At 64.1% G+C, this 23216-nt stretch carries 23 protein-coding genes; 14 read left to right on the top strand and 9 right to left on the bottom strand.

The window, feature by feature from the left end; all coding sequences use genetic code 11:
• Positions 1-63: 63 nt before the first annotated feature.
• Positions 64-2091 (bottom strand): amidase, encoded by a 2028-nt coding sequence (locus FJ428_RS05955; RefSeq protein WP_140879069.1) that lies wholly within the window; start codon positions 2089-2091, stop codon positions 64-66.
• A gap of 375 nt (positions 2092-2466) precedes the next feature.
• Between FJ428_RS05955 and FJ428_RS05950 the strand changes: the two genes are divergently transcribed.
• Complete coding sequence (locus FJ428_RS05950) at positions 2467-2667, top strand: hypothetical protein (RefSeq protein ID WP_140622808.1); 201 nt, start codon at positions 2467-2469, stop codon at positions 2665-2667.
• A 66-nt stretch (positions 2668-2733) separates the two neighbouring features.
• Here the strand turns inward: FJ428_RS05950 and FJ428_RS05945 are convergent, their stop codons facing one another.
• Both FJ428_RS05945 and FJ428_RS05940 read right to left on the bottom strand, forming a co-directional pair.
• Entirely contained in the window at positions 2734-3882 is a 1149-nt protein-coding gene (locus tag FJ428_RS05945; RefSeq protein WP_140879068.1) for an amidohydrolase, read from the bottom strand.
• Between the two features lie 99 nt (positions 3883-3981).
• On the bottom strand, positions 3982-4425 hold the full coding sequence (locus FJ428_RS05940; protein ID WP_140879067.1) for an SRPBCC family protein: 444 nt from the start codon (positions 4423-4425) through the stop codon (positions 3982-3984).
• Positions 4426-4673: 248 nt separating this feature from the next.
• Here FJ428_RS05940 and FJ428_RS05935 point away from each other — a divergent pair, with 248 nt between their 5' ends.
• From FJ428_RS05935 to FJ428_RS05920, 4 genes are read left to right on the top strand one after another with little or no spacing between them, the layout of a single operon-like run.
• A complete protein-coding gene (locus FJ428_RS05935) occupies positions 4674-5534 on the top strand; it encodes a xanthine dehydrogenase family protein subunit M (protein WP_140582646.1) in 861 nt (286 codons plus the stop codon).
• Positions 5534-6010 carry a (2Fe-2S)-binding protein gene (locus FJ428_RS05930; RefSeq protein WP_140521372.1) on the top strand — a complete coding sequence of 159 codons (477 nt, stop codon included), beginning with the start codon at positions 5534-5536 and terminating at the stop codon, positions 6008-6010. The genes FJ428_RS05935 and FJ428_RS05930 overlap by 1 nt, the downstream gene beginning before the upstream one ends.
• A 2-nt stretch (positions 6011-6012) precedes the next feature.
• Positions 6013-8277: a xanthine dehydrogenase family protein molybdopterin-binding subunit gene (locus FJ428_RS05925; protein ID WP_140825176.1), complete on the top strand. Its 2265-nt coding sequence runs from the start codon at positions 6013-6015 to the stop codon at positions 8275-8277.
• Positions 8277-8522 (top strand): MoaD/ThiS family protein, encoded by a 246-nt coding sequence (locus FJ428_RS05920; RefSeq protein WP_140552045.1) that lies wholly within the window; start codon positions 8277-8279, stop codon positions 8520-8522. Before FJ428_RS05925 ends, FJ428_RS05920 begins: the two co-directional genes overlap by 1 nt.
• A gap of 293 nt (positions 8523-8815) precedes the next feature.
• On the opposite strand, the gene FJ428_RS05915 is transcribed toward FJ428_RS05920, so the two are convergent.
• From FJ428_RS05915 to FJ428_RS05905, 3 genes are all read right to left on the bottom strand, one after another.
• The gene (locus tag FJ428_RS05915) at positions 8816-11350 is read right to left on the bottom strand and encodes a S8 family peptidase (RefSeq protein ID WP_140559874.1); all 2535 of its coding nucleotides are present in this window, start codon (positions 11348-11350) and stop codon (positions 8816-8818) included.
• Entirely contained in the window at positions 11268-12374 is a 1107-nt protein-coding gene (locus FJ428_RS05910; RefSeq protein ID WP_224519037.1) for an ATP-binding protein, read from the bottom strand. Before FJ428_RS05910 ends, FJ428_RS05915 begins: the two co-directional genes overlap by 83 nt.
• A 252-nt stretch (positions 12375-12626) precedes the next feature.
• Positions 12627-13058, bottom strand: a complete 432-nt coding sequence (locus FJ428_RS05905; protein ID WP_140559873.1) for a DOPA 4,5-dioxygenase family protein — start codon at positions 13056-13058, stop codon at positions 12627-12629.
• Between the two features lie 401 nt (positions 13059-13459).
• Here FJ428_RS05905 and FJ428_RS05900 point away from each other — a divergent pair, with 401 nt between their 5' ends.
• Positions 13460-14293, top strand: a complete 834-nt coding sequence (locus tag FJ428_RS05900; protein WP_224519036.1) for a class I SAM-dependent methyltransferase — start codon at positions 13460-13462, stop codon at positions 14291-14293.
• A 201-nt stretch (positions 14294-14494) separates the two neighbouring features.
• Entirely contained in the window at positions 14495-14638 is a 144-nt protein-coding gene (locus FJ428_RS30215; protein WP_181165259.1) for a hypothetical protein, read from the top strand.
• Positions 14639-14647: 9 nt separating this feature from the next.
• Here the strand turns inward: FJ428_RS30215 and FJ428_RS05895 are convergent, their stop codons facing one another.
• From FJ428_RS05895 to FJ428_RS05885, 3 genes are all read right to left on the bottom strand, one after another.
• Positions 14648-16855 carry a cation:proton antiporter gene (locus FJ428_RS05895; protein WP_224718644.1) on the bottom strand — a complete coding sequence of 736 codons (2208 nt, stop codon included), beginning with the start codon at positions 16853-16855 and terminating at the stop codon, positions 14648-14650.
• Between the two features lie 470 nt (positions 16856-17325).
• A complete protein-coding gene (locus tag FJ428_RS05890; protein WP_140559871.1) occupies positions 17326-18600 on the bottom strand; it encodes a DUF763 domain-containing protein in 1275 nt (424 codons plus the stop codon).
• Positions 18601-18762: 162 nt separating this feature from the next.
• Positions 18763-19455 (bottom strand): DUF2270 domain-containing protein, encoded by a 693-nt coding sequence (locus tag FJ428_RS05885; RefSeq protein ID WP_140559870.1) that lies wholly within the window; start codon positions 19453-19455, stop codon positions 18763-18765.
• 228 nt (positions 19456-19683) lie between these two features.
• On the opposite strand from FJ428_RS05885, the gene FJ428_RS05880 reads away from it, so the two are divergent.
• From FJ428_RS05880 to FJ428_RS05850, 7 genes are all read left to right on the top strand, one after another.
• Positions 19684-20415, top strand: coding sequence for a gamma-glutamylcyclotransferase (locus FJ428_RS05880; protein ID WP_140879066.1), 732 nt, complete (start codon positions 19684-19686; stop codon positions 20413-20415).
• Positions 20416-20544: 129 nt separating this feature from the next.
• Positions 20545-20868 carry a metalloregulator ArsR/SmtB family transcription factor gene (locus FJ428_RS05875; protein WP_140499215.1) on the top strand — a complete coding sequence of 108 codons (324 nt, stop codon included), beginning with the start codon at positions 20545-20547 and terminating at the stop codon, positions 20866-20868.
• Positions 20865-21296, top strand: coding sequence for an SRPBCC domain-containing protein (locus tag FJ428_RS05870; protein WP_140516269.1), 432 nt, complete (start codon positions 20865-20867; stop codon positions 21294-21296). The genes FJ428_RS05875 and FJ428_RS05870 overlap by 4 nt, the downstream gene beginning before the upstream one ends.
• 73 nt (positions 21297-21369) lie before the next feature.
• Positions 21370-21762, top strand: a complete 393-nt coding sequence (locus tag FJ428_RS05865) for a VOC family protein (protein ID WP_140879065.1) — start codon at positions 21370-21372, stop codon at positions 21760-21762.
• A 33-nt stretch (positions 21763-21795) separates the two neighbouring features.
• Entirely contained in the window at positions 21796-22020 is a 225-nt protein-coding gene (locus FJ428_RS05860) for a hypothetical protein (protein ID WP_140674389.1), read from the top strand.
• Between the two features lie 11 nt (positions 22021-22031).
• Positions 22032-22487, top strand: coding sequence for a DUF1801 domain-containing protein (locus tag FJ428_RS05855; RefSeq protein ID WP_140879064.1), 456 nt, complete (start codon positions 22032-22034; stop codon positions 22485-22487).
• 96 nt (positions 22488-22583) lie between these two features.
• Complete coding sequence (locus tag FJ428_RS05850; protein WP_140499206.1) at positions 22584-22982, top strand: DUF1801 domain-containing protein; 399 nt, start codon at positions 22584-22586, stop codon at positions 22980-22982.
• Positions 22983-23216: the final 234 nt, after the last annotated feature.

Here is a 23216-nt window from a genome sequence, read left to right as displayed (position 1 = left end):
GGCTCCTCATAATTTCGCAGGTTCACATAGCCCGGCGCGAAATTGGCCCGCGTGGGCTCATCGTCATTCAATCCCGCCGGTGACCACATAGGCGCCCGCGCTGCGTCCATCCCGCAGCCGCATCACCGCCGTGACGATCGAGCCGTAGGGGCCGCGCCAGACGCTGTGGATCCGTTGATGCTCCGCGGCCGGGACAAACGCCCGGCCGGTCAGACACGCGCCGGCTCGGCGCATCGCGACGGCATCTCCGTTGACGTGCACCTTGATGCTGGCGTGCTCCGTCTCGGTTGCGTCGACGGGGAGGTCGAGCGTGATGACGATCTCGTCCTGATCGCCGCTGTCGCGCGTCTCGGCCGCAAGCTTGATCGCGAGCGCAGGCGCCTTGCCATTGCCGGCTTGATTGGCCCGGCGCGAAAATACATCGTCGGCGAGTTCCGGCGTGCGCGGCGGCTGGGTGCGGCGCTGCGTGGAGCGTTCGAAGTCGCCGGCCATGCGCAACAGCCTTTCATCGTCATAGGCCTTGCCGGCGAAGGTCAGGCCGACCGGCATGCCGATGTCGGCCATGGTGCCCATCGGCACGGTAACGGTCGGGATGCCGAAATGCCGCCACACCAGATTGCCGTTGGCGACCCAGGTGCCGTTGCGCCAGGCAAGCGCCGCGGAGGCCTCAGTGATGTCGGCATCGGCGGGCCCGACATCGGCGACGGCAGGCAGCACGACGGCATCAAGCCTGTTCGCGTCCAGCCAGTCCTCGAAATCGAGCCGCCGCGTCGCTTCCAGCCCTTTCAGCCCGTCCTCCATCGTCGGAATGGCCCGGAACGGCGTGACGCCTGATTTCGCGCGCTCGACATACTGTGCCAAGTCGAAACCGCCTTCATAACGGTCGGGCAGCGTGCCCGGTGGCTGCGGAAAGATTTTCGGGCCGTCGACCGAAACGAGATCGGGAATGTTCAGATCATCGTTCGCGCGCAAAAAATCATCCCAGGCTGAGATGCAGAGGTCCCAGATCTCGCGATCGGCGAAGTCCGGCGGCACCAGAGCGCGGTCGACCATGGTGCGCGCGCCGGGGCGATCGCGCTCGTAGTTGGAGACGACAGGAAAATCGACCTCCATCACCTCGGCTCCAAGCCGTCTCAGGTCCGCCGCCGCTTGCTCCCAGAGATCAAGCACGGAGGCGCGGGTTTCGATCCGCCGGTCGGCGCCGCTGTCGCGGCCGATATACATTCTGGGTACGCCAAGCCGCATGCCTTTCAGCGACCCCGCTAGCGCCAGATCGGTATAGCGCGGCGGTCGGATTTCGGAACTCTTCGGCAGCGCGATCCAGGGCTGCGCGCGCCAGAAATCGCCCCGCGTCTCGGGATCGTCGGCGACGATCACATCCAGCAATTCGAGCATGTCGGGCACGCTGCGCGTGTGCGGCACGACGACATCCATGGTCGGCACCAGGGGCCAGTTGCCGCGCACCGAAATGACACCGCGCGACGGCGTGTAGGCTACCAGCGCGTTATTGGTGGCCGGCGCACGGCCGGACGACCAGGTCTCCTCCCCAAGCCCGAAGGCGCAGAAGCTCGCCGCCGTAGCGGTGCCAGAGCCGTTCGAGGAGCCGGACGCGAAGGCGGCGGTCAGGTAATCGGCATTGTAAGGGCTTTCGGCGCGGCCATAGACGCCGCGCTGCATGCCGCCATTGGCCATGGGCGGCATGTTGGTGAGGCCGATCAGCACCGCGCCGCCGGCGCGCAGCCGGGCGATGGTGAAGGCGTCCTCGTTGGCGATGAGATGCTCGAAGGCCGGCGAGCCGGCGGCAACAGTCAAGCCGGACACCTTGTAACTGTCCTTGGCGGTGTAGGGAATGCCATCGAGCGGGCCGAGCGTCTTGCCCTGGCTGCGGCGCCGGTCCGAAGCCGCGGCGTCCTCGAACATATCAGGATTGAGAACCGGGACCGCATTGAGGCTGATGCCGTGCCGGTCGAAATGCGCGATGCGCCTGAGATAAGCGCCGACAAGTTCGACGCTGCTCACCGTGCCGTCGTCGAGCGCGCGCCGCAACTGTTCGATCGTCGCTTCGACGATGTGAAGGCTGGCATCGGTCATCTTCTGGCCCCTGGCGATCGTTTCCAGGCATGGATGAGCGAGGCCGCCGGCTTCGGCAAGGGCCAATCGCGATTGACGGTGGTCCTGGCGCGGGTCAGGCACGGTGCCGCGGTTGCATATCCCGACTGGCAAAAAGCGGCTGACCGATGCAACCTCTAATAGAGACGGCGCGTCAGGTGCCTTCTGGAGCGGCGAGGTCCGGATCCGGCAACGAGGAGTTGCGCCTCTGGTGCAGTCCGTGGGCAACTATTCGCCAAATAGTGAATATCAGTCCCTCAAAACGACTTGCAAGCGTAAGCTGAAGCTCGCAGAAGTTGCGGCAGAAGCATGCATTGAAGAAAACTCATGCCGCCACCCCAGCATGAAAGGGGGATCATGCCTGACCAGAATGCCCTAATCCGCGCTGCCATAGGGCGGCTGCTCGCCGAAAAAACCGGGGTTGCCGCCATTTCGATGAAGGAAAGCATCGAGGAATTGCTGGAGCGAACCGGCGAGACGGTGACCGAGGACAGCCTGCAGGATCTGCTGCTCGAGATGGCCGAGGTCCGTGGAATGACGGTTGTTCTCGACGTTTAGCGAAGCCGTTCCGCCACAGCCCGGGCGTGGCGTGCCGGCTCGCCCCGATCGGCCATCCGGCCTATTTCACCCCAGCAAGTTGCGCGCCGTGCGCATGAAGATCTTCGACCCGATCGGGATCAAATCGTCGGGGAAATCATAGTCGGGATTGTGCAGGGCAGGGTGGCGCTCGCCGGCGCCGAGGAAGAACATGGCCGACGTCGCGCTGTGGCCGAACAAGCCGAAATCCTCCGAGGCGCGCATCGGCAGGGCTTCTTGCGTGTGCGCGACGCCCTCTTCGTCGAGGGCGCGTTGCAGATGCTCCACCGCGTCCGGCGCGTTGACGCTGGCGACGAAGATCTCGTGGTAGTCCCAGCTTGCGGACAGGCGATGCTGGCCCGCGATCTTCGTGACCAGCGCTTCCGCGGCGGCGCACAGATCCGCCATGCGCTCGTCGCGCCTGGTGCGCAGCGTCGCCCATACCTCGGCATGGGCGGGCGCGATGCCGAACACGGCCGCGCCCATCTCGGCGTGGGTCACGGTGACCATGCCGAAATCGTCGTCGGCGAAAGTTCCGCGCCCGAGCGCGGGCAGGGCAGGCATCAACGCGCTGATCGCCGGCATCGGCGAAATTCCGGTCTCGGGCATGGAGGAATGCGCGGTCTTGCCCTCCAGCACGATGCGCATGCCGCGCGAGGCACAGTTGACCACGCCGGGCTTGAGCCGCACCTCGCCGAACGGCACGCCGGGCAGATTGTGCAGCGAAAAGGCGAAATCGGGCGCGATCTCGCCGAAGCGGGGATCGGCCACCACCCCGGCGGCGCCATTGCCGGTTTCTTCCGCCGGCTGGAACATCAGCACGACGCGACCGCTTGCAGGCCGCTCGCGCCCGAGCTGGCGTCCGAGCGCCGCCAGGATCGCGGTGTGTCCGTCATGGCCGCACATATGCGACTTGCCCGGCACGCGCGAGGCATGCGGCACGCCGGACAGTTCCTCGATGGGCAAGGCGTCGAGTTCCGAACGAAACAGGACGGTTGGTCCGTTTTTGCCGCTGTCGTAGACGGCCGCGACACCATGTCCGCCCAATCCGGTCAGCACCTTGTCGGGATTGGTATCGGCGAGGAAGTCGACGACGGCTTTCGCCGTCTTTTCCTCCTCGTTCGAGATTTCCGGCTGCTGGTGCAGCTTGCGCCGCCACTCGGTCAGCTCGACGATGTCCCGGTTGGTGAGAGTCATGATTTTGGCCTCCGCTGTATCGCTCACGACGCGCCTGATCGACCGGGCGCGTCGGAAGGATAGCTAGCGGCAAATGGCTGAGACCGCCACCGTCTTGACCTATTGATTGATCTCGGGTTCGACGAGTTTTGCCAGGTTGCGGAGCGATTCCTGCCAGCCGAGATAGCAGGCCTCGACCGGGATGACGTCGAGAATGCCGGCCTGGGTGATGTCGATCTCGGTGCCGACAGACACTTTTTTCAGGGTGACGGTCACCTGGATCTCGCCCGGCAGATTGGGGTCGTCGAACCTGTCGGTGTAGCGCAGGCGCTCACCGGGAACGAGTTCGAGATACTCGCCGCCGAAGGCATGGCTGTCGCCGGTGGTGAAGTTGCGGAACGACATCTTGAACGTGCCGCCCACCTTGCCCTCGAAGTGATGAACCGTGCAGGTGAAGCCGTTCGGCGGCAGCCACTTCGCCAGCGCGTCGGCCTCGACGAAGGCGCGATAGACTTTTTCCGGGCTGGTGGTGAGAACACGGTGCAAACGTACGGTGTCGGGCATATCATATCCTTTCATAATGCCTGTTCGATGCCCCAAGGACGAGCGGGGCCCGGCCAGTCCGACACCGGCTCCTGGAATTTTTTCAGAGCCTCGGCCGCGGCCTGCGCGACTGGCCTACGCCAGTTCAGCCCGCTTTGGGACTCGATTTTGCGGCGGCTGGCCCAATCGTCGAAAATGACGAACCGGATAGCCATTATGAGGAGACTGTTTATAACGGTCGCTGAAATCGCTGTGACCAAGGGGAGACGATGCGCTACATACGTCCACTTTCAATCGAAGATGCCGTTGGCCAGTTGGCCGGATCGGCCGGAACGGCGGCCATTCTCGCCGGAGGCAGCGACCTGCTGGTGAGGATGAAGGGCGGCTTCATCGAACCCGAACTGATCGTCGACATCAAGGCGATCGCGGCCTTGAGCGAAATCAGGGAAACGGCCGACGGCTTCAGCATCGGTGCGGCGGTGCCCTGCGCGGTGCTGGGAGAGAACGCGGCCCTGAAGAAGGCCTGGCCCGGCGTCGTCGAGGCGGCCAAGCTGATCGGCTCGAAGCAGGTGCAGGGACGCTGCACCATCGTTGGCAATCTGTGCAACGCCTCGCCGGCGGCCGACAGCGTGCCGGCGCTGGTGGCGGCCGGCGCCAGGGCGGTGATCGTCGGGCCCGCGGGCCGGCGCACCATTGCGGTGGAGGCGGTGCCGACCGGACCGGGCAAGACGTCGCTCGCCAAGGGCGAGATCATCGAGGCGATTCTGCTCGACAGCCAAGCGCCGCGCTCGGGCGACGCGTATCTCAGGTTCATTCCCCGCACCGAGATGGATATCGCGGTGGTCAGCGCCGGCGTGAACCTGACGCTCGACGAGCAAGGTGTCGTCAAGGCGGCCCGCGTGGCGCTGGGCGCCGCCGCGCCCACGGTGCTTCTGGTGCAGGAGGCCGCCGAGGCCCTCATCGGCAGGACGCTGGACGAAGCAGCCCTCGAGCGGCTCGCCAAGGTCTGCTCCGGGGCCTGTCGGCCCATCGACGACAAGCGGGGCACGATCGAGTTCAGACGGAAAGTCGCGGGCGTGCTGGCCAGGCGGGCCGCCACGTCAGCCTACAAGCGTGCAGGAGGCAAGTGATGGCCGGTGTAGCAGTTTCAACCACGATCAACGGCGACAGCGTCGAGTATCTCTGCCAGCCCGACGAGACGCTGCTCGACGTGCTGCGCGACCGGCTCGGGCTGACCGGCGCCAAGGAAGGCTGCGGCACCGGCGATTGCGGCGCCTGCAGCATCATCCTCGACGACCGGCTGGTGTGCTCGTGCCTGGTGCTGGGCGCGGAGGCGCAAGGGCGCCGCGTGGAGACCGTCGAGGGCATGGCGCATGGCGAGCGGTTGCATCCGCTCCAGCAGAAGTTCCTCGAGCACGCCGCGCTGCAATGCGGCGTCTGCACGCCGGGCTTCCTGATCGCGGCGAAGGATCTTTTGGCCAAGAACCCCGACCCGACCGAGGAGGAGATCCGCTTCGGCCTCGCCGGGAATCTCTGCCGCTGCACCGGCTATGACAAGATCGTGCGCGCCGTCCAGGACGCGGCAAGCGTGATGAAGGGAGCCTGACGATGAATTTCGATCCGCGTTTTTCCAATCGCAATTTCGCTTCGGTCGGCACGCGTCCCATCCGTCCCGACGGCGTCGACAAGGTGACCGGCCGCGCCCGCTACGGCGCCGACTTCAACATGGCCGGCCAGTTGGTCGGGCGTGTGCTGCGCAGCCCGCACGCGCACGCCAAAATCAGGAAGATCGACACTTCGAAGGCGGAAAAGCTCGCCGGCGTGAAGGCGGTGATCACCGCGGCCGACCTGCCGGACCTCACCGACGGCGATGCCGCCATGTACGACATCCTCGACAATTGCATGGCGCGCACCAAGGCGCTCTATGACGGCCATGCGGTGGCCGCTGTCGCCGCGATCGACGCCCGCACCGCCAGGCAGGCGCTGAAGCTGATCGAGGTCGACTACGAGGTGCTGCCGCATGTCACCGATGTCGACGAGGCGATGCAGCACCATGCGCCGCTGATCAACGACGCCGTCTTCACCGAGGGGCTGGAGGAAAAGCCGGTCAAGCCGTCCAACGTCACCAAGCGCAGCCAGTTCGGCCATGGCGACGTCCATCAGGGCTTTGGCCAGGCCGACTTCATCGTCGAGCGCTCCTTCAAGACCGAGCAGACGCACCAGGGCTATATCGAGCCGCATGCCTGCGTGGCCAATGTCAGCTCCGACGGCACGGCGGACCTGTGGGTCTGCACTCAAGGCCATTTCGTCTACCGCCAGCACTGCGCCCAGCTGCTGGGCATGGAGGCCTCGAAGCTGCGCGTCACCTCCTCCGAGATCGGCGGCGGCTTCGGCGGCAAGACCCATGTCTGGGCCGAGCCGGTGGCGCTCGCTCTGTCGCGCAAGGCCGGCCGGCCGGTGAAGCTGGTGATGACCCGCGACGAGGTGTTCCGCGCCTCGGGCCCGACCAGCGCCACCTCGATCGACGTCAAGATCGGCGCCCGCAAGGACGGCACGATCACCGCCGCGGAAGCGACGCTGCGCTACACCAGCGGCCCCTATGCCGGCACCTGGGCCGAGATCGGCGCCATGACGGCGTTCGCCTGCTACCGGCTGGAGAACGTCAAGACCGTCGGCTTCGAAGTGCTGGTCAACCGGCCGAAGACCGCGGCTTACCGCGCGCCGTCGGCGCCGATGGCGGCCTTCGCGGTGGAAAGCGCCGTCGACGAGCTCGCCAAGGAGATCGGCATGGACCCGGTCGACTTCCGCATCAGGAACGCGGCGCAGGAAGGCACGCGATCGTCCTACGGCCCGGTCTATGGCCCGATCGGCATCGGCCCGACGCTGGAGGCGGTGAAGAACCATGCCCACATGAAGGCGCCGCTGGGTAAGAACCAGGGGCGCGGCATGGCCTGCGGCTTCTGGTTCAATTTCGGCGGTCAGACCTGCACCGACCTCAACATCGGCATGGACGGCTCGGTCTCGCTTGCCGTCGGAACCGTTGACGTGGGCGGTTCGCGCGCCTCTCTGTCGCTGGTGGCGGCGGAGGAGCTCGGCATCGATTATTCGCAGGTCAAGGCCGTCGTCGCCGACACCTCCAGTCTCGGCTACAACGACATGACGGACGGCAGCCGCGGCACCTTCTCCTCCTCCATGGCGACCATCTCGGCCGCCCGCAACGCCATCAAGGTGCTGCGCGAGCGCGCCGCGCAGATGTGGGACATTTCCGTCGACGACGTGGTCTGGGAACAGGGCCATGCGGTGGCCAAGGGCGAGAAGCACGGCAATCTCGGCAAGCTGTCGCTGAAGGAGATCGCGGCGCAATCTGGCAAGACCGGCGGGCCGATCGCCGGCCATAGCGAACTCGTTGCGGACGGCGCCGGCGTCTCCTTCGCCACCCATATATGCGACATCGAGGTCGACCCCGACACCGGCTCGACCAGGGTGATCCGCTATACCGTGGTGCAGGATGCCGGCAAGGCGGTGCACCCGACCTATGTCGAGGGCCAGTACCAGGGCGGTGCCGCGCAAGGCATCGGCTGGGCGCTCAACGAGGAGTATATTTACGGCAAGGACGGGCGGCTGCAGAACGCCGGCTTCCTCGACTACCGCATCCCGGTCTGCTCCGACCTGCCGATGATCGACACGCAGATCCTGGAAATTCCCAACCCCAACCACCCCTATGGCGTGCGCGGCGTCGGCGAAACCTCGATCGTGCCGCCGCTGGCGGCGATCGCCAATGCGGTCTCGAACGCCGCCGGCGTGCGCATGACCCACATCCCGATGTCGCCGCCGCGCATCCTGGCGGCGATCGAGGCGGAACGGGAAGGCTGATGGTCCAAGTGACGCTCTGGGGGGCGCTTGCCGCGACCGCCGGAGGCCAGAGCAAGGTCGAGGTCGAGGCCAAGGACATCAGGGAGCTGTTCAGGAAACTGGCTGAACAGTATCCCGGCCTCGAGCCGTTGATCGATAGGGGGATCGCGGTGGCGATCGACGGGGTGATTTATCGGGATACGTGGGGGAAGAAGCTGCCGCCGGGGGCGGAGATTTTTTTGTTGCCGCGGTTGGCTGGGGGGTGAGGAGAAAAAGATCCGCAGCCTCGATGTCAGCGAGCTGGCCGGGGCGCAGAGTTGGGGACGGCGCCAAATCAGCACTTGTCCTCTGCGATGTCCGCTTCTAACCCACAGTCGGGATTGCTACCCAGTCGTCACCACCTGGGCCACTTGTCACTGCTGGATTTCCGGGAAGCGGGCTCCTGTCGGTTGCCGGCATCTTCCCACAAACTGCTTGGTCTCGCGGGCTGGCTTCAGCCCTTTTTAGCATAGCCTGCAGTGGCGATCGACCGGACGAGCTATCGGCATACATGGTCACGCTACACCTGGACGCGGCTACGAGGCTTTACAGCCACCCGGCTGAGAATCTCGTCATAGATCGCCGGATTATCCTCCATCGTGACTGTGACAGCCAAACCATAGGAAATGGCGTCATCGAGAGCAGGACCCTGATCCTTCTCTCTCTGGATTTGGAACGAGATTGAACTGCCTGCAGCTAGGTGCCCGAATGCTTGGCCAGACCACCGGCGATGGATTAAGGTTCCAGCCTCGGTTTGCGTCCACGGTGGTTCGACGGCTGGTGCTACGCCCACTGCGCTTTTCACATTATCCGAAAGTGGGATTACTCGGAGCTTGGACGCCCTGTAGGATTGATGGCCTGGTCGCGTTGGCGAGAACCACGCAAGTGTTGCCCTGACAGCCCGAAGCGCAGCGGTTCCACTAAAGTCGTTAGGCACTGGTAATCGATACTCGACTGCTCCCTGGGGCAATAGACGGCCAGCCGCCCATAGCGTTGCCCGATCAGCGGCGCAACTCAACGCGTCGGGTGGCCATACGAACCCGTAACCGAGATGACGGGACACCTCTCTACGCATTTGGTTCCAGTTCACCTGAACTGGAAACTTTGTTGCGATGATGAACTCGTCAGAGGTGTTCCACGTCGCGGGATGGGCAAGAAGGGCTTTAAGCAGCACGGCCTTTTGCGAGTTGGGCAAAGCCGTGAACGTATCGCCATACTCTCGCTCAAGGACCTCATAGATCAAATGAGCAGTGTGGGTTGCGTATGCAGCTGAGGCGCTCGATCCAAGTGTCCACGCGCTATAGTCTTGAGCTTGGCCCGGAAGGCTCGGTGCAGCGACACGAATGCCGCCGAAGCGTGTACCTCGTGCGTTAGGACTTACATTCACGGGCTGATTGGCGGGAGCCAAAATGAGATGCTCGCGCCCTCCCGGAAACAGTACATCGGGCTTAACTGCGCTCTTGTGCCCATGCCCCAGCGCTGATGACACGTTCGGCATATCGCACTCAGGAAACCCGATGTAGCGCCCGTTTGGCAACGGCAGCGCATCGAGGCTGTCTCGGTGCCATGCTCCAACCGACAAAGCGTTCACACTCTCAGCGGGTGCGAGCAAACGCCGATCTGCCTTCACCCCGTCCAGAGCTCGAAGCAACGCAGACCTGCGTGAAGCGTCGGTCGATGCACGGAAATTGTCAGCATGCTGATAGTCGTGAAGCTGTAACGACCTCCCAACATTCCCGCTCGAGATAATGAACAAGACACCATATCTAAATGAAAGGTAATCAATCGCCCGCGCCCACGCTGAAACTCGACCACTGTACTGCTTATTTGGATCGCCAAGCGATAAGTTCACGACCACGATTTGATCGTGGCCCTCTTCCCGCATGGTCCTGACCGCCTCAACCATAAGATCGATCACCAGTCGGTCATCGACGAAGCGCTCCCGCGAGTTACCCAATGGGTCCGGCGCTGGCCCATACATAACGGCGCGGAAGTACAGTTTTCGGCCTATAGGCTGGGAGACGACATTACGATCACCATGAACAACGATAGAGGCCATAGCAGTACCATGGACCCGAGGCCCAACTGCTAAAGCCTCAAGATCCTGCGGATCGGAAACGCTCAGCCAATTGGCAATCCAAGGGTGAGATTGCAGGGGAACAGCGTCGAAAATTGCCACAACAGGCTGCTCATTCAGCTCCGGCTGCTCAAAAGCATCGGCCTGTTCTCCTTCACCCGGCTCGATAGTCGTGCTGCTGCTCTGGGGCATGATGGACAGTACTGGATCCAGTCCGGCCAAGCTGTTGTCTTGCAGCGCCGCAATTCGAGCTACCTCATCACGGGGTAGATCGATTAGGAGCGCGTGATAGTCGAAGTCTACGTGTCTGGCCTCACTCACAACTTCACCGCCAGCTTCCGCAATGGCGGTTCGGACAGTCGCAACTGCCATTTGAGCGGTCTCAGTCGCCCGCCTAAAGACTAACTCGCATTCCAATCTAATCAGTTCGCCGGGCAAGGCTGCTTCGGCAGCGTCCGCAAGCAGAGACTGATCGATGGGTCGGACTCGATCTCGGGGACCCCACGGTCGGATGTCTCTCAGACGCAAAAACAGCTGCCTCCACGGAGCAAACCCGTAGGGTAAAACTGCCCCGCGCTGCCAAATTTGCCAAAGTGAAACTATCTGGCGCAACGCGGCGAGATCCGGCACCAATAGATAGACCTGCGGGTCTTCATCTAGCTCGTCGGGGTCGAGAAGGTCCTCACCCGCAAACGTCAGGCCTTCGATCTTGCCAACAGCCTTCACGAAATCGGTTACGGAACCCGTGACTTCAAAAACAAGTAGACGCTCGGGAGCAAGACCGTCGGGCTGACCTTGGACGGGCTGCGGCGCACCGTCTAAGAAGTCCCGCAGGCGTTGGAACTTCGGTCCTAGCCGCTCACCTTGCGCATCTGCCTCGATTGTGCGCGACGGCTTAGCGTTTCCGTGACCCGGTTGCCTGACGCTTTCCTCTGGATTGTCGAGCTTGAGGATCGGCTTTGTTGGATCGGCCTGCACTTGTTGTTTGCCCCACCCGTTCCGACCAGTGCTGTGTCTCCTGTCGGATTATTGTTTCCAGTGACCTCGATCCAGCAGATAAAATGTGTCCGCGCCGGACTGTCTGGCAGAACTCCACTATCTCAGCAAAGCTCGCCGGTTCAAGTTGTTTAGCCAACGCCTCAGGCGAAATTGACAGCTTTTCGTCCCAGGTATCGAAGTATCTGGCGATCAGAACTGCGACCTGTCGCCAGTCGGGCTGCGGAACATGTAGTCGCATTTGAAATCTGCGCCAAACCGCGCTGTCCAATAATGCATGGTGATTAGTGGCAGCTACAGCGACGACGTAGCTCGGAAGCTGATCAATCTGCATTAGAAGAAAAGACACGACGCGCTTGATTTCACCGGTCTCGTGGGTATCGCCTCTTTCTTTGCCGATGGCGTCGAACTCGTCAAAAAACAGTACGCAGGCCGTTGTCCTGACGTAATCAAACAGCTTGCGTAGTCTTGTGTTTGTTTCGCCGAGATATGACCCGACCAATGCATCGTATCTGACAGTGAACAATGGAAGGGCGAGAGCTTCGGCGATAGCCTCAGCAACCGAGGTCTTTCCGTTGCCGGGAGGACCAGAGAGGAGCATTGTGTGACGTGGCTGTACGCCGTGCGACCTCAGAAGGTCCGCTCTGCTCTGCTCCTCAACTAAGTTTCGCACCTGTTGGGTGACAGGGAGCGGCAAGATGAGTTCAGATAGTTGACGCTGCGGAATGGTCTCGAGAATGATGTCGCGACCGGGCGCGAGGGGCTGCCGGGCTTCCAATTTACCAACGGCAGGGACCGAGTTTATTACACGCTGAAGGCGGTCGGCCAGAATGTTGTGCTGCTTGGATTTTTCCTCGGCAACCAACGCTTCCACTGACGCACGCAGGGTTGCCTGATCGCCCTCAGCGCCTGCCCGGACAATGGAAAGTAGTAGGTCGCTTCGCGCCATCAGCTCAACTTTCGGCCGTACTGAGCCTCTCAAAAATTGGTAAACGAAGCCCTGCATAACATGGCGTTCGTCCTGCCGGTCGCAACGCGAATTGGAACGCAAACTCCGGAAAGAGGACTGGTGCCGACAGCCTAAGGGGATTTGCGCCGGATTGCCATGCGATATTTCGTCAAACTCACAGCTCCTGACACGACGGCTTTTTGACACGCGAGGAAGCAGTCTTTCCGCTCCCGGCCAAATCAGACAGTTGTCTTCAGCTAAGTCGGGTCACTATCAGACTTAATTTATTCAACCACCACTCGTTCGTCCCTACACCCCCAGCGTCGGCTCCGTATTCACCTCCAGCGCCTCCTCCGCCTCGTCCTCCTCGCCAAGCACCTCGCCATGCACGCCCAGCGCCCGCCCGATCCAGATTGGGTCGACCAAGTGGTCGCGTTTGGGGTTGGTCGTGTTGGGGTGGATGAGGATGCTCAGGCCGCCATGGTTCAGCATCAGCCAGGGAACCAGCGTAGCGAAAATTTCTGTGGCGAAGGAGATTTGGTACATGGCCTGCTGATGCGGGCCGACCGGATCGTCGCGCCAGTTGCCCAGGCGCACGCGGAAGCGTTCGCCGATGCGCTGGCGCAGCCATTCGGCGTGCTGTCGCTGCGCCTCTCCGTCATAGTAGATGTGGGCGTGATAGCTGGCGATCTCGGCGAGCGGCCTCGGCTGCCCGGCCGGCGTTGAACTGGCTTTGCTCATTCCGGTGCTCCCTTCGCCTGTTGCCTGGCGAAACTCTAACCGAAGCACGGACGCCTTGTCTGTAGCCGTGATCAGCCGGCGCGTTTCCAGCAGGCGATGACAAGGCCCGGTCCGACCTTCTCGTTGGCCACAGGTCCGCCGCATGGCGGTGGATGCCAGGCCGTGCGAGTTGGCGGTCCAGACTGCGGTCGCTTGCAGCGCCTACAACGCCATGCCGCATTCAGATGTCTGCTTTTGGGTAAGCGCAATCAACGTCGTGCGGCCGGCTTGCAGCGCATCTTGTCCATCCGGCCGTCAACTGACGAGGGCAATGACCGGCGCTAGCTGCATTTAGCTTCGCAGCCATTGCGTGATCCCCCTCGGTGCGCTTCTATCCGTGCCGGGCCATCGGGGGTAATCATTTGTCTGCCAGGAACCAAACGTCGACCGGTCACGAAGCGAGCGAGGCCGGGTGGCTCGATCTTCATTTTGAATCGTCGCGGCCCGAATATGAGGCGGCCTTGCTCGACGCCGGCATCCGCCCGGGCTGGCGCGTGCTCGATGCCGGTTGCGGCAGCGGCGGCTTCCTGCCGCTCATCGCCAGCGCCGTCGGCCCTTCCGGCTTCATTGCCGCGCTCGACCTCGCGCCCGAAAACATCGCCCGGGTCGAGGCGCTCGCGGGCACGCTGTCCGAGCCGCCGGACATTGCCACGCATGTCGGCAGCATCCTGTCGCTGCCGTTCGCCGACGCATCGTTCGATTGCGTCTGGTCCGGCAATGTCATGCAGTATCTGACGCCGGCCGAGTTCGAGCTTGCCGTCGGCGAGGCCAGGCGCGTGCTGAAGCCGGGCGGCATCTTCGCGGTCAAGGATTTCGATTCGACCATCCTGCAGATCCTGCCCATGGACCGGGCGCTGCTGGCGCGCTTCATGGCAGCCAGGCTCCAGGGTTTCCGCGACCGGGGCGTGCTCGGCACCGATTGCGGTTCGACGCTTCCGGCGCGGCTGCGCCAGGCGGGCCTGGAGGTCGTCAGCCGCAAGGGCTGGCTGGTCGAGCGCTGGGCGCCCGCGCCTCGCTTCACGCGAAACTATGTTCGCGACCTGCTGGCCTATTTTGCAAGCGTCGCGCCGGGCTATGCCCTGCCTGATGCCGACCAGGCCTACTGGCAGGAGCTGAAGCAGCGGCCGGATCGCCTGCTCGACGATCCGGACTTCTGCTACCGCGAGTTCTTCGTCATGGCGGTTTGCCGGACATAGCGCTCCGCCGCGACGGCCGAAGCCGCGGCGCTGCGCGAGGGTGCAGGCAAACCCGTTTCCGAGATCGAGGCCAAGCCAAGCCGCATTCGCCAGCCCTCCGCTCAAATGGCCGGCTTTCGAGCGAATTTCTTCGCGAACCGTTAATTCGGCCGTGCTGTTAATAAGCATCTGCTAATGAACTGGTTCGCGCGGGGGTACGCAATGACCAAGAATCTCGGCAATGCACGCTATGTGCCGCCAAAGGAGCAGCAAGGCTCGGTCCTCGGCAAGGTCGCGCCGGCCTTGTTCCCGCTGGCCGTGGTGGCGCTGGGTTATATGATCGGCAGGCAGTTCTTCGGCCTATAGGCTCCGCCATCAGGCGCCGGTTTCGGCCGCGGCCTCAGGCCTTGCTTCGGCGCGGATGCGGTCGCTTGCCACGAGCACGACCGGGCAGGGGACGGCGGCCAGCACCGCCATTGCGGTGTCGCCGAAGAACAGTTCCTCGCCCGGCCGCTGCGTGACGCCCATCACCACCATCGCCGCCCCCTTGGCCACTTCCCTGGCGATCGCCTTGTCGGGCGTGGCGCGGGCGCGGATGGCGGTGTCGACGGCGACGCCGTAGCGGTCGGCGAGATCGACGACATCCTTGAGCACCGCCTCCTCGCGACGATGCGAAACGGTGCCTTGCCGGGCGCCTTTGCGCGCCTGCGAGACATAGAGCACCTTGACCCGCGCCCGGTGCGGCCTTGCCAGCGCCAGGGCGAAATCGGCGGCGCGGCGCGACACTTCCGTGCCGTTGACGGGCACCAGGATGGTGGTTCCGGCGCGCAGCACCGGCATCTTGCCCCCGGCGCCGGCACCGTTCAGCACCAGGCAGAGCGGACCGTCGAAGCCGCTGGTCATGTCGTTGAGTGCTTCGGTGAAAGATCCCTTCTCGGTCAGCATGGCCTCGAGCCCGACCAGCAGCAGGCCGTAGCCCTTGCGCGCCTCCTCGGCGATCGTTCGTGCGGTGGCTTCGCGTTCGCTGCGGGCGGTGAGATGCACCTTCTCGACCGGCGTGTCCTCGGCCTTGCTCACCGCCTTGGCGCTTCTGGCGGCGCCCTTCTTGACCTCCTTCAAAGCACGCTCCGGGCCCTTGTCGCGGGCCGGGCCGGCAAGCCTGCCGTCCTTGAGGTGGAGAAGCGTGGTCGGCATGCCGCTGCCGCCGCCGACCAGGCCCGCGAGATAGGCGGTGAACTTGCCGACCGGGCTGTCGTCGACCAGCAGCAGCAGCCGCTCCAGCTTGGAGACGAAGCCGCGCTCGTCGAGCAGCTCGCGGTCGACGCGCTGCTTCTCGGCGTCTTCGACGGGCAGCCGGCCGAGCGCCCAGCGCAGCATGGGCGGCATGGCGAGCGTGGTGATGACAGCCATGGTCACGATCATGGTGAACAGATTGTGGGACAGGATGTTCATCGACAGGCCGATCGAGGCGACGATGACCTCGGTCGAGCCGCGCGCGTTCATGGCGCTGCCGACGGCGGTCGCCTCCTTCAGCGTCATGCCGGCGAAGCGGCCGCCGATGAAGGCGCCGCCGAACTTGCCGATGCTGGCGATGAGCACCAGCGCCAGCGTCAGCAGCGCCAGCGTCGGGTCGGCAAGCACGGTGAGGTCGGCCGAAAGCCCGGCCATGCCGAAGAAGATCGGCATGAAGAGCGCGGTGATGACGCCGCGCAGCTGGCTCTCGATGTGGCTGGACAGGATCGGGGATTCGCCGACCAGTATGCCGGCGACGAAGGCGCCAAGCACGGTATGGACGCCGATCAGGTTGGTGATCAGCGCCATCACGCCCATGATGATCAGGATGACCGATATGACGGCGTATTCGCTGCGGAAGGAGTCGTTGCTCCAGCGGATCAGCGTGAACACCAGCCGGCGCCCGATGGTGAAGGAGAACACCATGAACAGCGCCACTTCGGCCACCGTTACCACCAGCGGCACGATTTGGAGGCTGCCATTGGTGGCGATGCCGAAGGTGACGGCGATGATCAGCCAGCCGATCGTGTCCTCGATGATGGCCGAGGAGATGATGACCTGGCCGAGATTGCGGCGCATGAAGTTCATCTCGCGCACCACCATGGCGACGATCTTGACCGAGGAGATCGACAGGGCCGTGCCAACGAAAAGCCCGGCGACGATGCGCTCGCCGGGGTCGGGCAGCAGCGTGTCTGGCAGGAACTGCGCCAGCGCGAAACCGCAGGCAAAGGGCACGACGACGCCGGTGACCGAGATCGAAAAACACGCCGCGCCCACCCGGCGCACCAGGCGCAGGTCCGTCTCCATGCCGGTGAGCAGCAGGAGCAGCAGGACGCCGAGCTGGGAGACCGCCTCGATCATGCTCTTCTGCGCGGGGTCGGTCGAGAAGATCAGCTGCTGCGCGCCGGGCCAGAGCCAGCCGAACAGCGAAGGCCCGAGCAGGATGCCGCCGATCAGCTGGCCCATGATCGCCGGCTGGCCGTAGCGCTGGAAGATTTCGCCCAGGCCGCGCCCGACCAGAAGCAGAAGCACGATCTCGGCGACGAAAACGCCCTCCGCCGAGCCGCCCATGCCCGCGGCGTGGCTGCTTGCCTGGGCTGCCCAGGCCGGGCCTGCTAAGGCAAGGACGGCGGAAGGGATGAGAATGGCAGGAAGAAATCTCGTTTGCGGCCAGTGCCTAGTCATCCAACCCCTCAACGCGGATCAAGTCCGCTGCGCATAAACGTGCAATGCCGCGCAAGGTTGCGGCAGGTCGGGCCAATCTGTTCCGGCCGATCTGTTGGGGTAAGTGCCGACATAAAAGACAGCCCTCTTCTCCCCGTCTCTATACGGGGAGAAGGTGCCGGCAGGCGGATGAGGGGCAGCGCCGACATGGGAAAAATACAGGATCCAGATGGTATTTGCCGAAACCTTGGCGCCGCCCCTCATTGTCCTGCCGGACATTTCTCCCCGTATAGGACGGGGAGAAAGGCCCATCTACCGGCTGGACGCCTCCGCAGATTGCTTCGCCAATTGTCGGCGTAGCGGCCGCGATCGGCGATCTAGCCCGACTTCTTGGCGCCCTCCGGCAAAGCACCCTCAGGCAGCGGCTCCGGGCCGAAGACGCTGCGGCCGCCGAGCAGATGCGACTGGTCGAACTCGCCGGCGACGATCTCCTTCAGGCTCGGGCCGGTGACGTAGCGCTCCAGTCGCCGCGCCTGGCCGTCGAGCCGCTGCAAGGCGGCTAGCTCCTCCTCGCGGCCGAGCTTGGCCTTGGCGACTGCCGACTTCATGACGGCGATGGTTTCGTCATAGACCTTCAGCGGCACCGGAAAGGGATGCCGGTCCTTGCCGCCATGGGCCAGCGAGAAGCGCGCCGGGTCGGAAAAGCGGCAGGGCGCGCCATGCACCACCTCCGCCACCATGGCCAGCGCCCGCACCGTGCGGGCGCCGACGCCCGGCACCAGCAGCAATTCGGGAAAGTCCGTCGGACCGCTCTCGATGGCGGCGGAGATGTTGCCGTGCAACCGGCGCATGACGATGTCGCTTTCGCGCACGTCATGATGCGCCGGCATGACCAGATTGGGCAGCATCGGCTGTGCATTGTCGCGCTTTGCCGAAGCCGTCGCCGGCTCGATGGCGGCGAATTCGTGCACGATCCGGTCGGGACCAAGCTGGCGCAGAAGATCGAGCTGGCCGCTGCGCGAGGCCTCGGCGCGATGGTCGGTGAGGTTGACGATCTCGCCCTGCCGCTCGCCCTCGATGGCCGCGTGCGGCTGGTCGACGAAACTCTTCAACCCTTCCGACAACCAGTGGTAACGGCGCGCCTGCCTTCTGTCGCCGTTCATGCCTTGCTGGACGACCACCCAGCGGCTGTCGTCGGTGACGATGAAGCCGTGCAGATAGAGGTCGAAACCGTCCTGAACGGCGGCGCTGTCGACCTTGGCGACCAGGCGGCTGGCGGTGGCAAGGGCCGCGCCGTCGAAGCCGACGCGTTCGCCGATCATCTCCAGCTCATGCGGCGTCTTGCGCGAATGAGCGCCGCGGCCGCCGCAGACATGGATGCCGAGCTCGCCCGACAGCGGCGTCAGCCCGCGCTTCAGCGCGCCGATGACGCTGGTGGTGATTCCGGACGAATGCCAGTCCATGCCCATCACCGCACCGAAGGACTGGAACCAGAAGGGATGCGCCAGGCGGCGCAGCAGCTCGTCGCGGCCATAGTGGTGGACGATCGCCTGGCACAGCACCGCGCCGAGCCGCGTCATGCGGTCGCCCAGCCATTTCGGGACCCGTCCGCCATGCAGCGGCAGGTCGGCGCTGCCGCTTCGCTGCGTCACTTGTTTCGATGCTCCGTGGCCGGCCGCCCAGAGGCCGGCTCTGTCCCTCTAGATGGCATCCATGCGGCTATTCTCCAAGCCGGCACACAGGCGCTCATTCGCGGTTTGATTCAGGATGGCGTCTCACCCGGTTGTTCGCAAAGCGTTTTTGTCCATCGCGGACTAGACATGCACGTCGCCGAAGGAGAGTTCGCCGTTGTCGTCGGGCGTCAGTAAGGCCGCGGCCAGCAGGCCGGCAAAGAGGACCGCGACCAGCGTGACGATGACCAGGCCGGGCACGGGACCCAGGGCGGCGGCGCTGACGGCCTCGCGCAATGTGCCGACGAAACCCACCGGCGCGGCCCGATCGAGCAGGCTCGGCGTCGATAGTTTGAGGATCCAGGCGAGCAGCAGGATCAGCATCATATGGATGTAGTTGCGGCGCAAACGGCGCGCCAGCGCCACCCGCTGCGAGACCAGGAATTTCGGCGTGCGCAGGCTTTCGCCGACGATCAGCAGCCAGTCCGAGGCGAAGTCCGGCTGCGGCGAGAAGATCTGCGCGAAATAGTGGCGCTCGAACTGGCGCACGCGGGCGCGGTAGACGTCGAAGAAGCGGTAGCGCCGTGCCTCGATCCACAGCAACAGCAGCACCAGCAGCATGGCGAACAGCAGCACGCCGTGATGGGCACTGGCCGTCGACAGCGACACCGACAGCATCGCGGCCACGACGGTGATCGCCCAGTTGCTGGTCCTGTCGATACGGTCGCGCCATCCCGCCATGCGGGCAATCTCGGCGCGATGGAAATGCGACATCACGGTGACCATTTCGCTGGGCGAAAGCGTCCTGCCGATGGGCGTTGCCGGCGCATCGTTCATAGTTCCCTCCCAACCCAATGAAACGCGTGGAAGGCGATCTCGTTCCGCGGACGGCGGATGGCGCCGACCCAGGTGGACTCGCGGCCAATTCTATCGCGACGGCGGTGCGCCGAGGCTTTTCAAACGCTTGGGCAGGTTCGCTCAGCTTCTGAGTCCGCGTCCGAGTGGCCCTGGCTCTTGAGAATCCCTTTGCCTTGGGCAACATGGCGGCAAGGCTGGAGTACGAAGATGAACAGTCCGATATCCGCCGCACGTTCACAGTCCACGTCGCGAACCGTGGCGATGGCGCTGACGGAGGCGCTGGTCGCCCGCACCTTGCGCGCGGTCGAGGATGCCGGGCCGACGCCGGGTATGGTCTACATGACCGATGCCGACTATGCGCGTTTCAGCGACGAAATCCTGGCCGATGCGCCGGCCGGGCCGCTGAAACTGTTCGCCTATGGCTCGCTGCTGTGGAAGCCGGCGGGCGAGGTAAGGGGCGGCGAGCGCGCGGTGGCGACCGGCTGGCACCGCTCCTTCTGCTTCACCGTGCAGCGGTTTCGCGGCACGATCGAGCAGCCCGGCCTGATGATGGCGCTCGACCGTGGTGGCCAATGCCAGGGCATGGTGTTCGAGATCGCGGAGCCGGTTGCCGACAATCTCGAGGCGCTGCTGCGCCGCGAGATGACCATCCTGCCCGCCGTCAACGTGCCGCGCTGGCTGCGGGTCAGGACCGAGGGCGGCATGTGCCGCGCGCTCGGCTTCGTCGTCGATCCCGCCAATGCGCGCTATGTCGGCAGGCTGGACAAACGGGCGATCGCGGCGACGCTGGCCCGGGCCGCTGGCCATTGGGGCTCGGGCGCGCAATATCTGTTCGAGACCATCCGCCACCTCGACGCCTGCGGCATTCGCGATCGCAACCTGTGGCAGTTGCAGGCGCTGGTGGCCGAGGAGATCAACCGCGTCCACGCCACGGCTTAGCGATCGGCGTCCCAGCGCAACGCGATCCGGAAGTTTCCAGACGCTTTCCCGCCCCTCCAAATCTTCCGCTTGACGAATACATATCCCGACGGTTATACGTCCATCAATAGCCAACGGGTTATCGATTAAATGCCGGATGCTCATGATGCGCTCTTCAGGACGCTCGCCGACCCGACGCGGCGCGCCATCTTCGAACGGCTGTGCCGCCAGGGAGAGCAGACGGTGGGAGCGCTGACGATCCAGTCGGGGGTCTCGCAGCCGGCCGTGTCGAAGCATCTTGGCGTGCTGAAGCAGGCCGGGCTGGTGCGCGACCGCCATGAGGGCCGCCAGACGCATTACAGCGCGCAGCTCGGCGCACTGGCGCCGCTGATGGACTGGACGCGTGAGATGGCCGGGTTCTGGGAAAGCCGGTTCGACGATCTCGAGGATCTGCTCAAAAGGATGGACCAGTGAACGACAGTGCCGCCGAGACCCGCACTGTCGTCGTCGAGCGGCAGATTTCGCATCCGCCGGAAAAACTCTGGCGCGCACTGACGCAACCGCATCTGATTGAGGAGTGGCTGATGAAGAACGATTTAAATCCGGTCGTGGGCCATCGCTTCAATCTCAGCACCGCCTGGGGCGGCGTGCTGGATTGCGAGGTGCTTGCCGTCGAGCCGCACAAGACGCTGTCCTACACCTGGAACCTCGCGCACCAGGACCCGGCCTTCGATCTCAGGAGCGTGGTGACCTTCACGCTCACCCCGACGCCTGCCGGGACCCATCTGCGCATGGAGCAGTCCGGTTTCCGGCCCGAGCAGAGGCGGGCCTATGGCGGCGCCAAGATGGGATGGCCGAAATTCCTGGAGAAGCTGGAAGAGCTCCTGGCACGGACGGACTGAAGTCCGCCGGCCGGGGTTCATGGCAAGGCTGTTCGAAGGCGGCCGCCGCAACAAAACCTATGGAGGACATGCGATGAAGATCAAATTGACCCGCGTCTATGTGGACGACCAGGAGAAGGCACTTGCCTTCTACACCGACGTGCTGGGCTTCACCAAGAAGGCCGATTTCAGCAACGGTCCGTTTCGCTGGCTGACAGTGGCCTCGCCGGACGAGCCTGAGGGAACCGAGCTGCAGCTTGCGCTGTACGACAACCCGGCGGCCAAGGCCTACCAGCAGGCCTTGTTCAAGCAGGGCCAGCCGGCGCTGATGCTCTTCACCGACGACATCAAGGCCGATCACGAGCGCATCAAGGCGCGGGGCGCGGCCTTCGCCATGGCGCCGACCGAAGTGACCGGCTCGACCATTGCGCAGCTCAACGACAGCTGCGGCAACCTCATCCAGATCACCCAGCTGGCGCGCTGGTAAGCGGCCTTTCGTTCATTTCCAGGAGGAGGTAGCATGGATTGGAACAAATGGGTCCGGCAAACGCATCGCTGGCTGTCGATCATTTTCACGGGGACCGTCCTCGCCAACTTCGTCGCCATGGGCTTGGGGCAGCCGCCTGCCTGGGTGGTCTATTCGCCGCTGCTGCCGCTGTTCCTGCTGCTGTTCAGCGGCCTCTACATGTTCGTGCTGCCATACGCCGCCAAGCGGCTTAACGGGCGGCAGCCCGCGAGCCAGTAAGGACGGGATGGATGGCGAAGAGGCAGGGGCGATCAGCCAAAGGCGCCGCCAGGCCAGCAACCGCCGGTCCGGTCCTGCTTTCTGGCGGCAACCCGCAGATCGCCAAGGGCGAAGGCAACGCCCCCGTGCAGGCCTATATCGCAGCCATGCCGGACTGGAAGAGCGAGGTCGGCGGCCGTCTCGATGCGCTCATCGAGCGTGCCGTGCCTGATGTGCGCAAGGCCGTCAAATGGAACTCGCCCTTCTATGGCGTGGAAGGCGAGGGCTGGTTCCTCAGCTTTCATTGCTTCACGAAATACATAAAGGTGGCCTTCTTCCGCGGCATGTCGCTGGACCCGGTGCCGCCTGGCCAGTCCAAAAGCAAGGACACGCGTTACCTTGACATTCATGAGGACGACGAGTTCGACGAGGCCCAGTTCACCGAGTGGGTGAAGCAGGCGAGCCGACTGCCCGGCGAACGGATGTGAGATTTGCGCGCCGGGCCCGGATTTGCCGCGCGCAACAGAGCGCCTATGATCGGGCGGACGGGCGGTGACCGCCCTCAAGGCTGAAGGAGAACGGACATGACGAAGAGCGGGTCGCCAGAAGGCAGATCTCCTTCGCAGCTCATAGACGGCAGGATCGAGGAACTCGGCGACTGGCGGGGCGAGATGCTGAGCCGGCTGCGCGGCCTGATCCGGCAAGCCGACCCCGAGATCGTCGAGGAGTGGAAATGGCGCGGGGTCCCGGTGTGGGAGCATGCCGGAATGATCTGCACCGGCGAGACCTACAAGAACGTCGTCAAGCTGACCTTTGCCAAGGGTGCGGCGCTGCCCGATCCGTCGCGCCTGTTCAACTCCAGCCTGGAAGGAAACACCAGGCGCGCCATCGATTTCCAAGAGGGCGAGGAGGTCGACGAGGAAGCGTTCAAGGCGCTTATCCACGCCGCCGTCGCTCTGAACAAGTCAAAGGCCCGGCGATAGGCTCCGTGTAACTGGCACCGAAGAACGCGGCGGGCAGAACGAAGCCTGTCGCGCTCCTTCGCGCCCTTCTGGCCTCATCCGTCCCTCAGCCATACCAGCATCTCGCCGGGCTCGCGGTTGGCGGCCAGCCGCATCGCCACGCTGGCTGGCGTTCGGCGCGCTGGTCAGAGGCTGTTCGCCGCAAGCGACAATTTAATGAGTTGAAAGTAGTTCTGGTCCAACGATGACTTGAAC

It is taken from the genome of Mesorhizobium sp. B2-8-1 (genome assembly GCF_006440955.1).
GTDB lineage: Bacteria > Pseudomonadota > Alphaproteobacteria > Rhizobiales > Rhizobiaceae > Mesorhizobium.
This window is presented reverse-complemented; position numbering and strand designations above follow the sequence as displayed.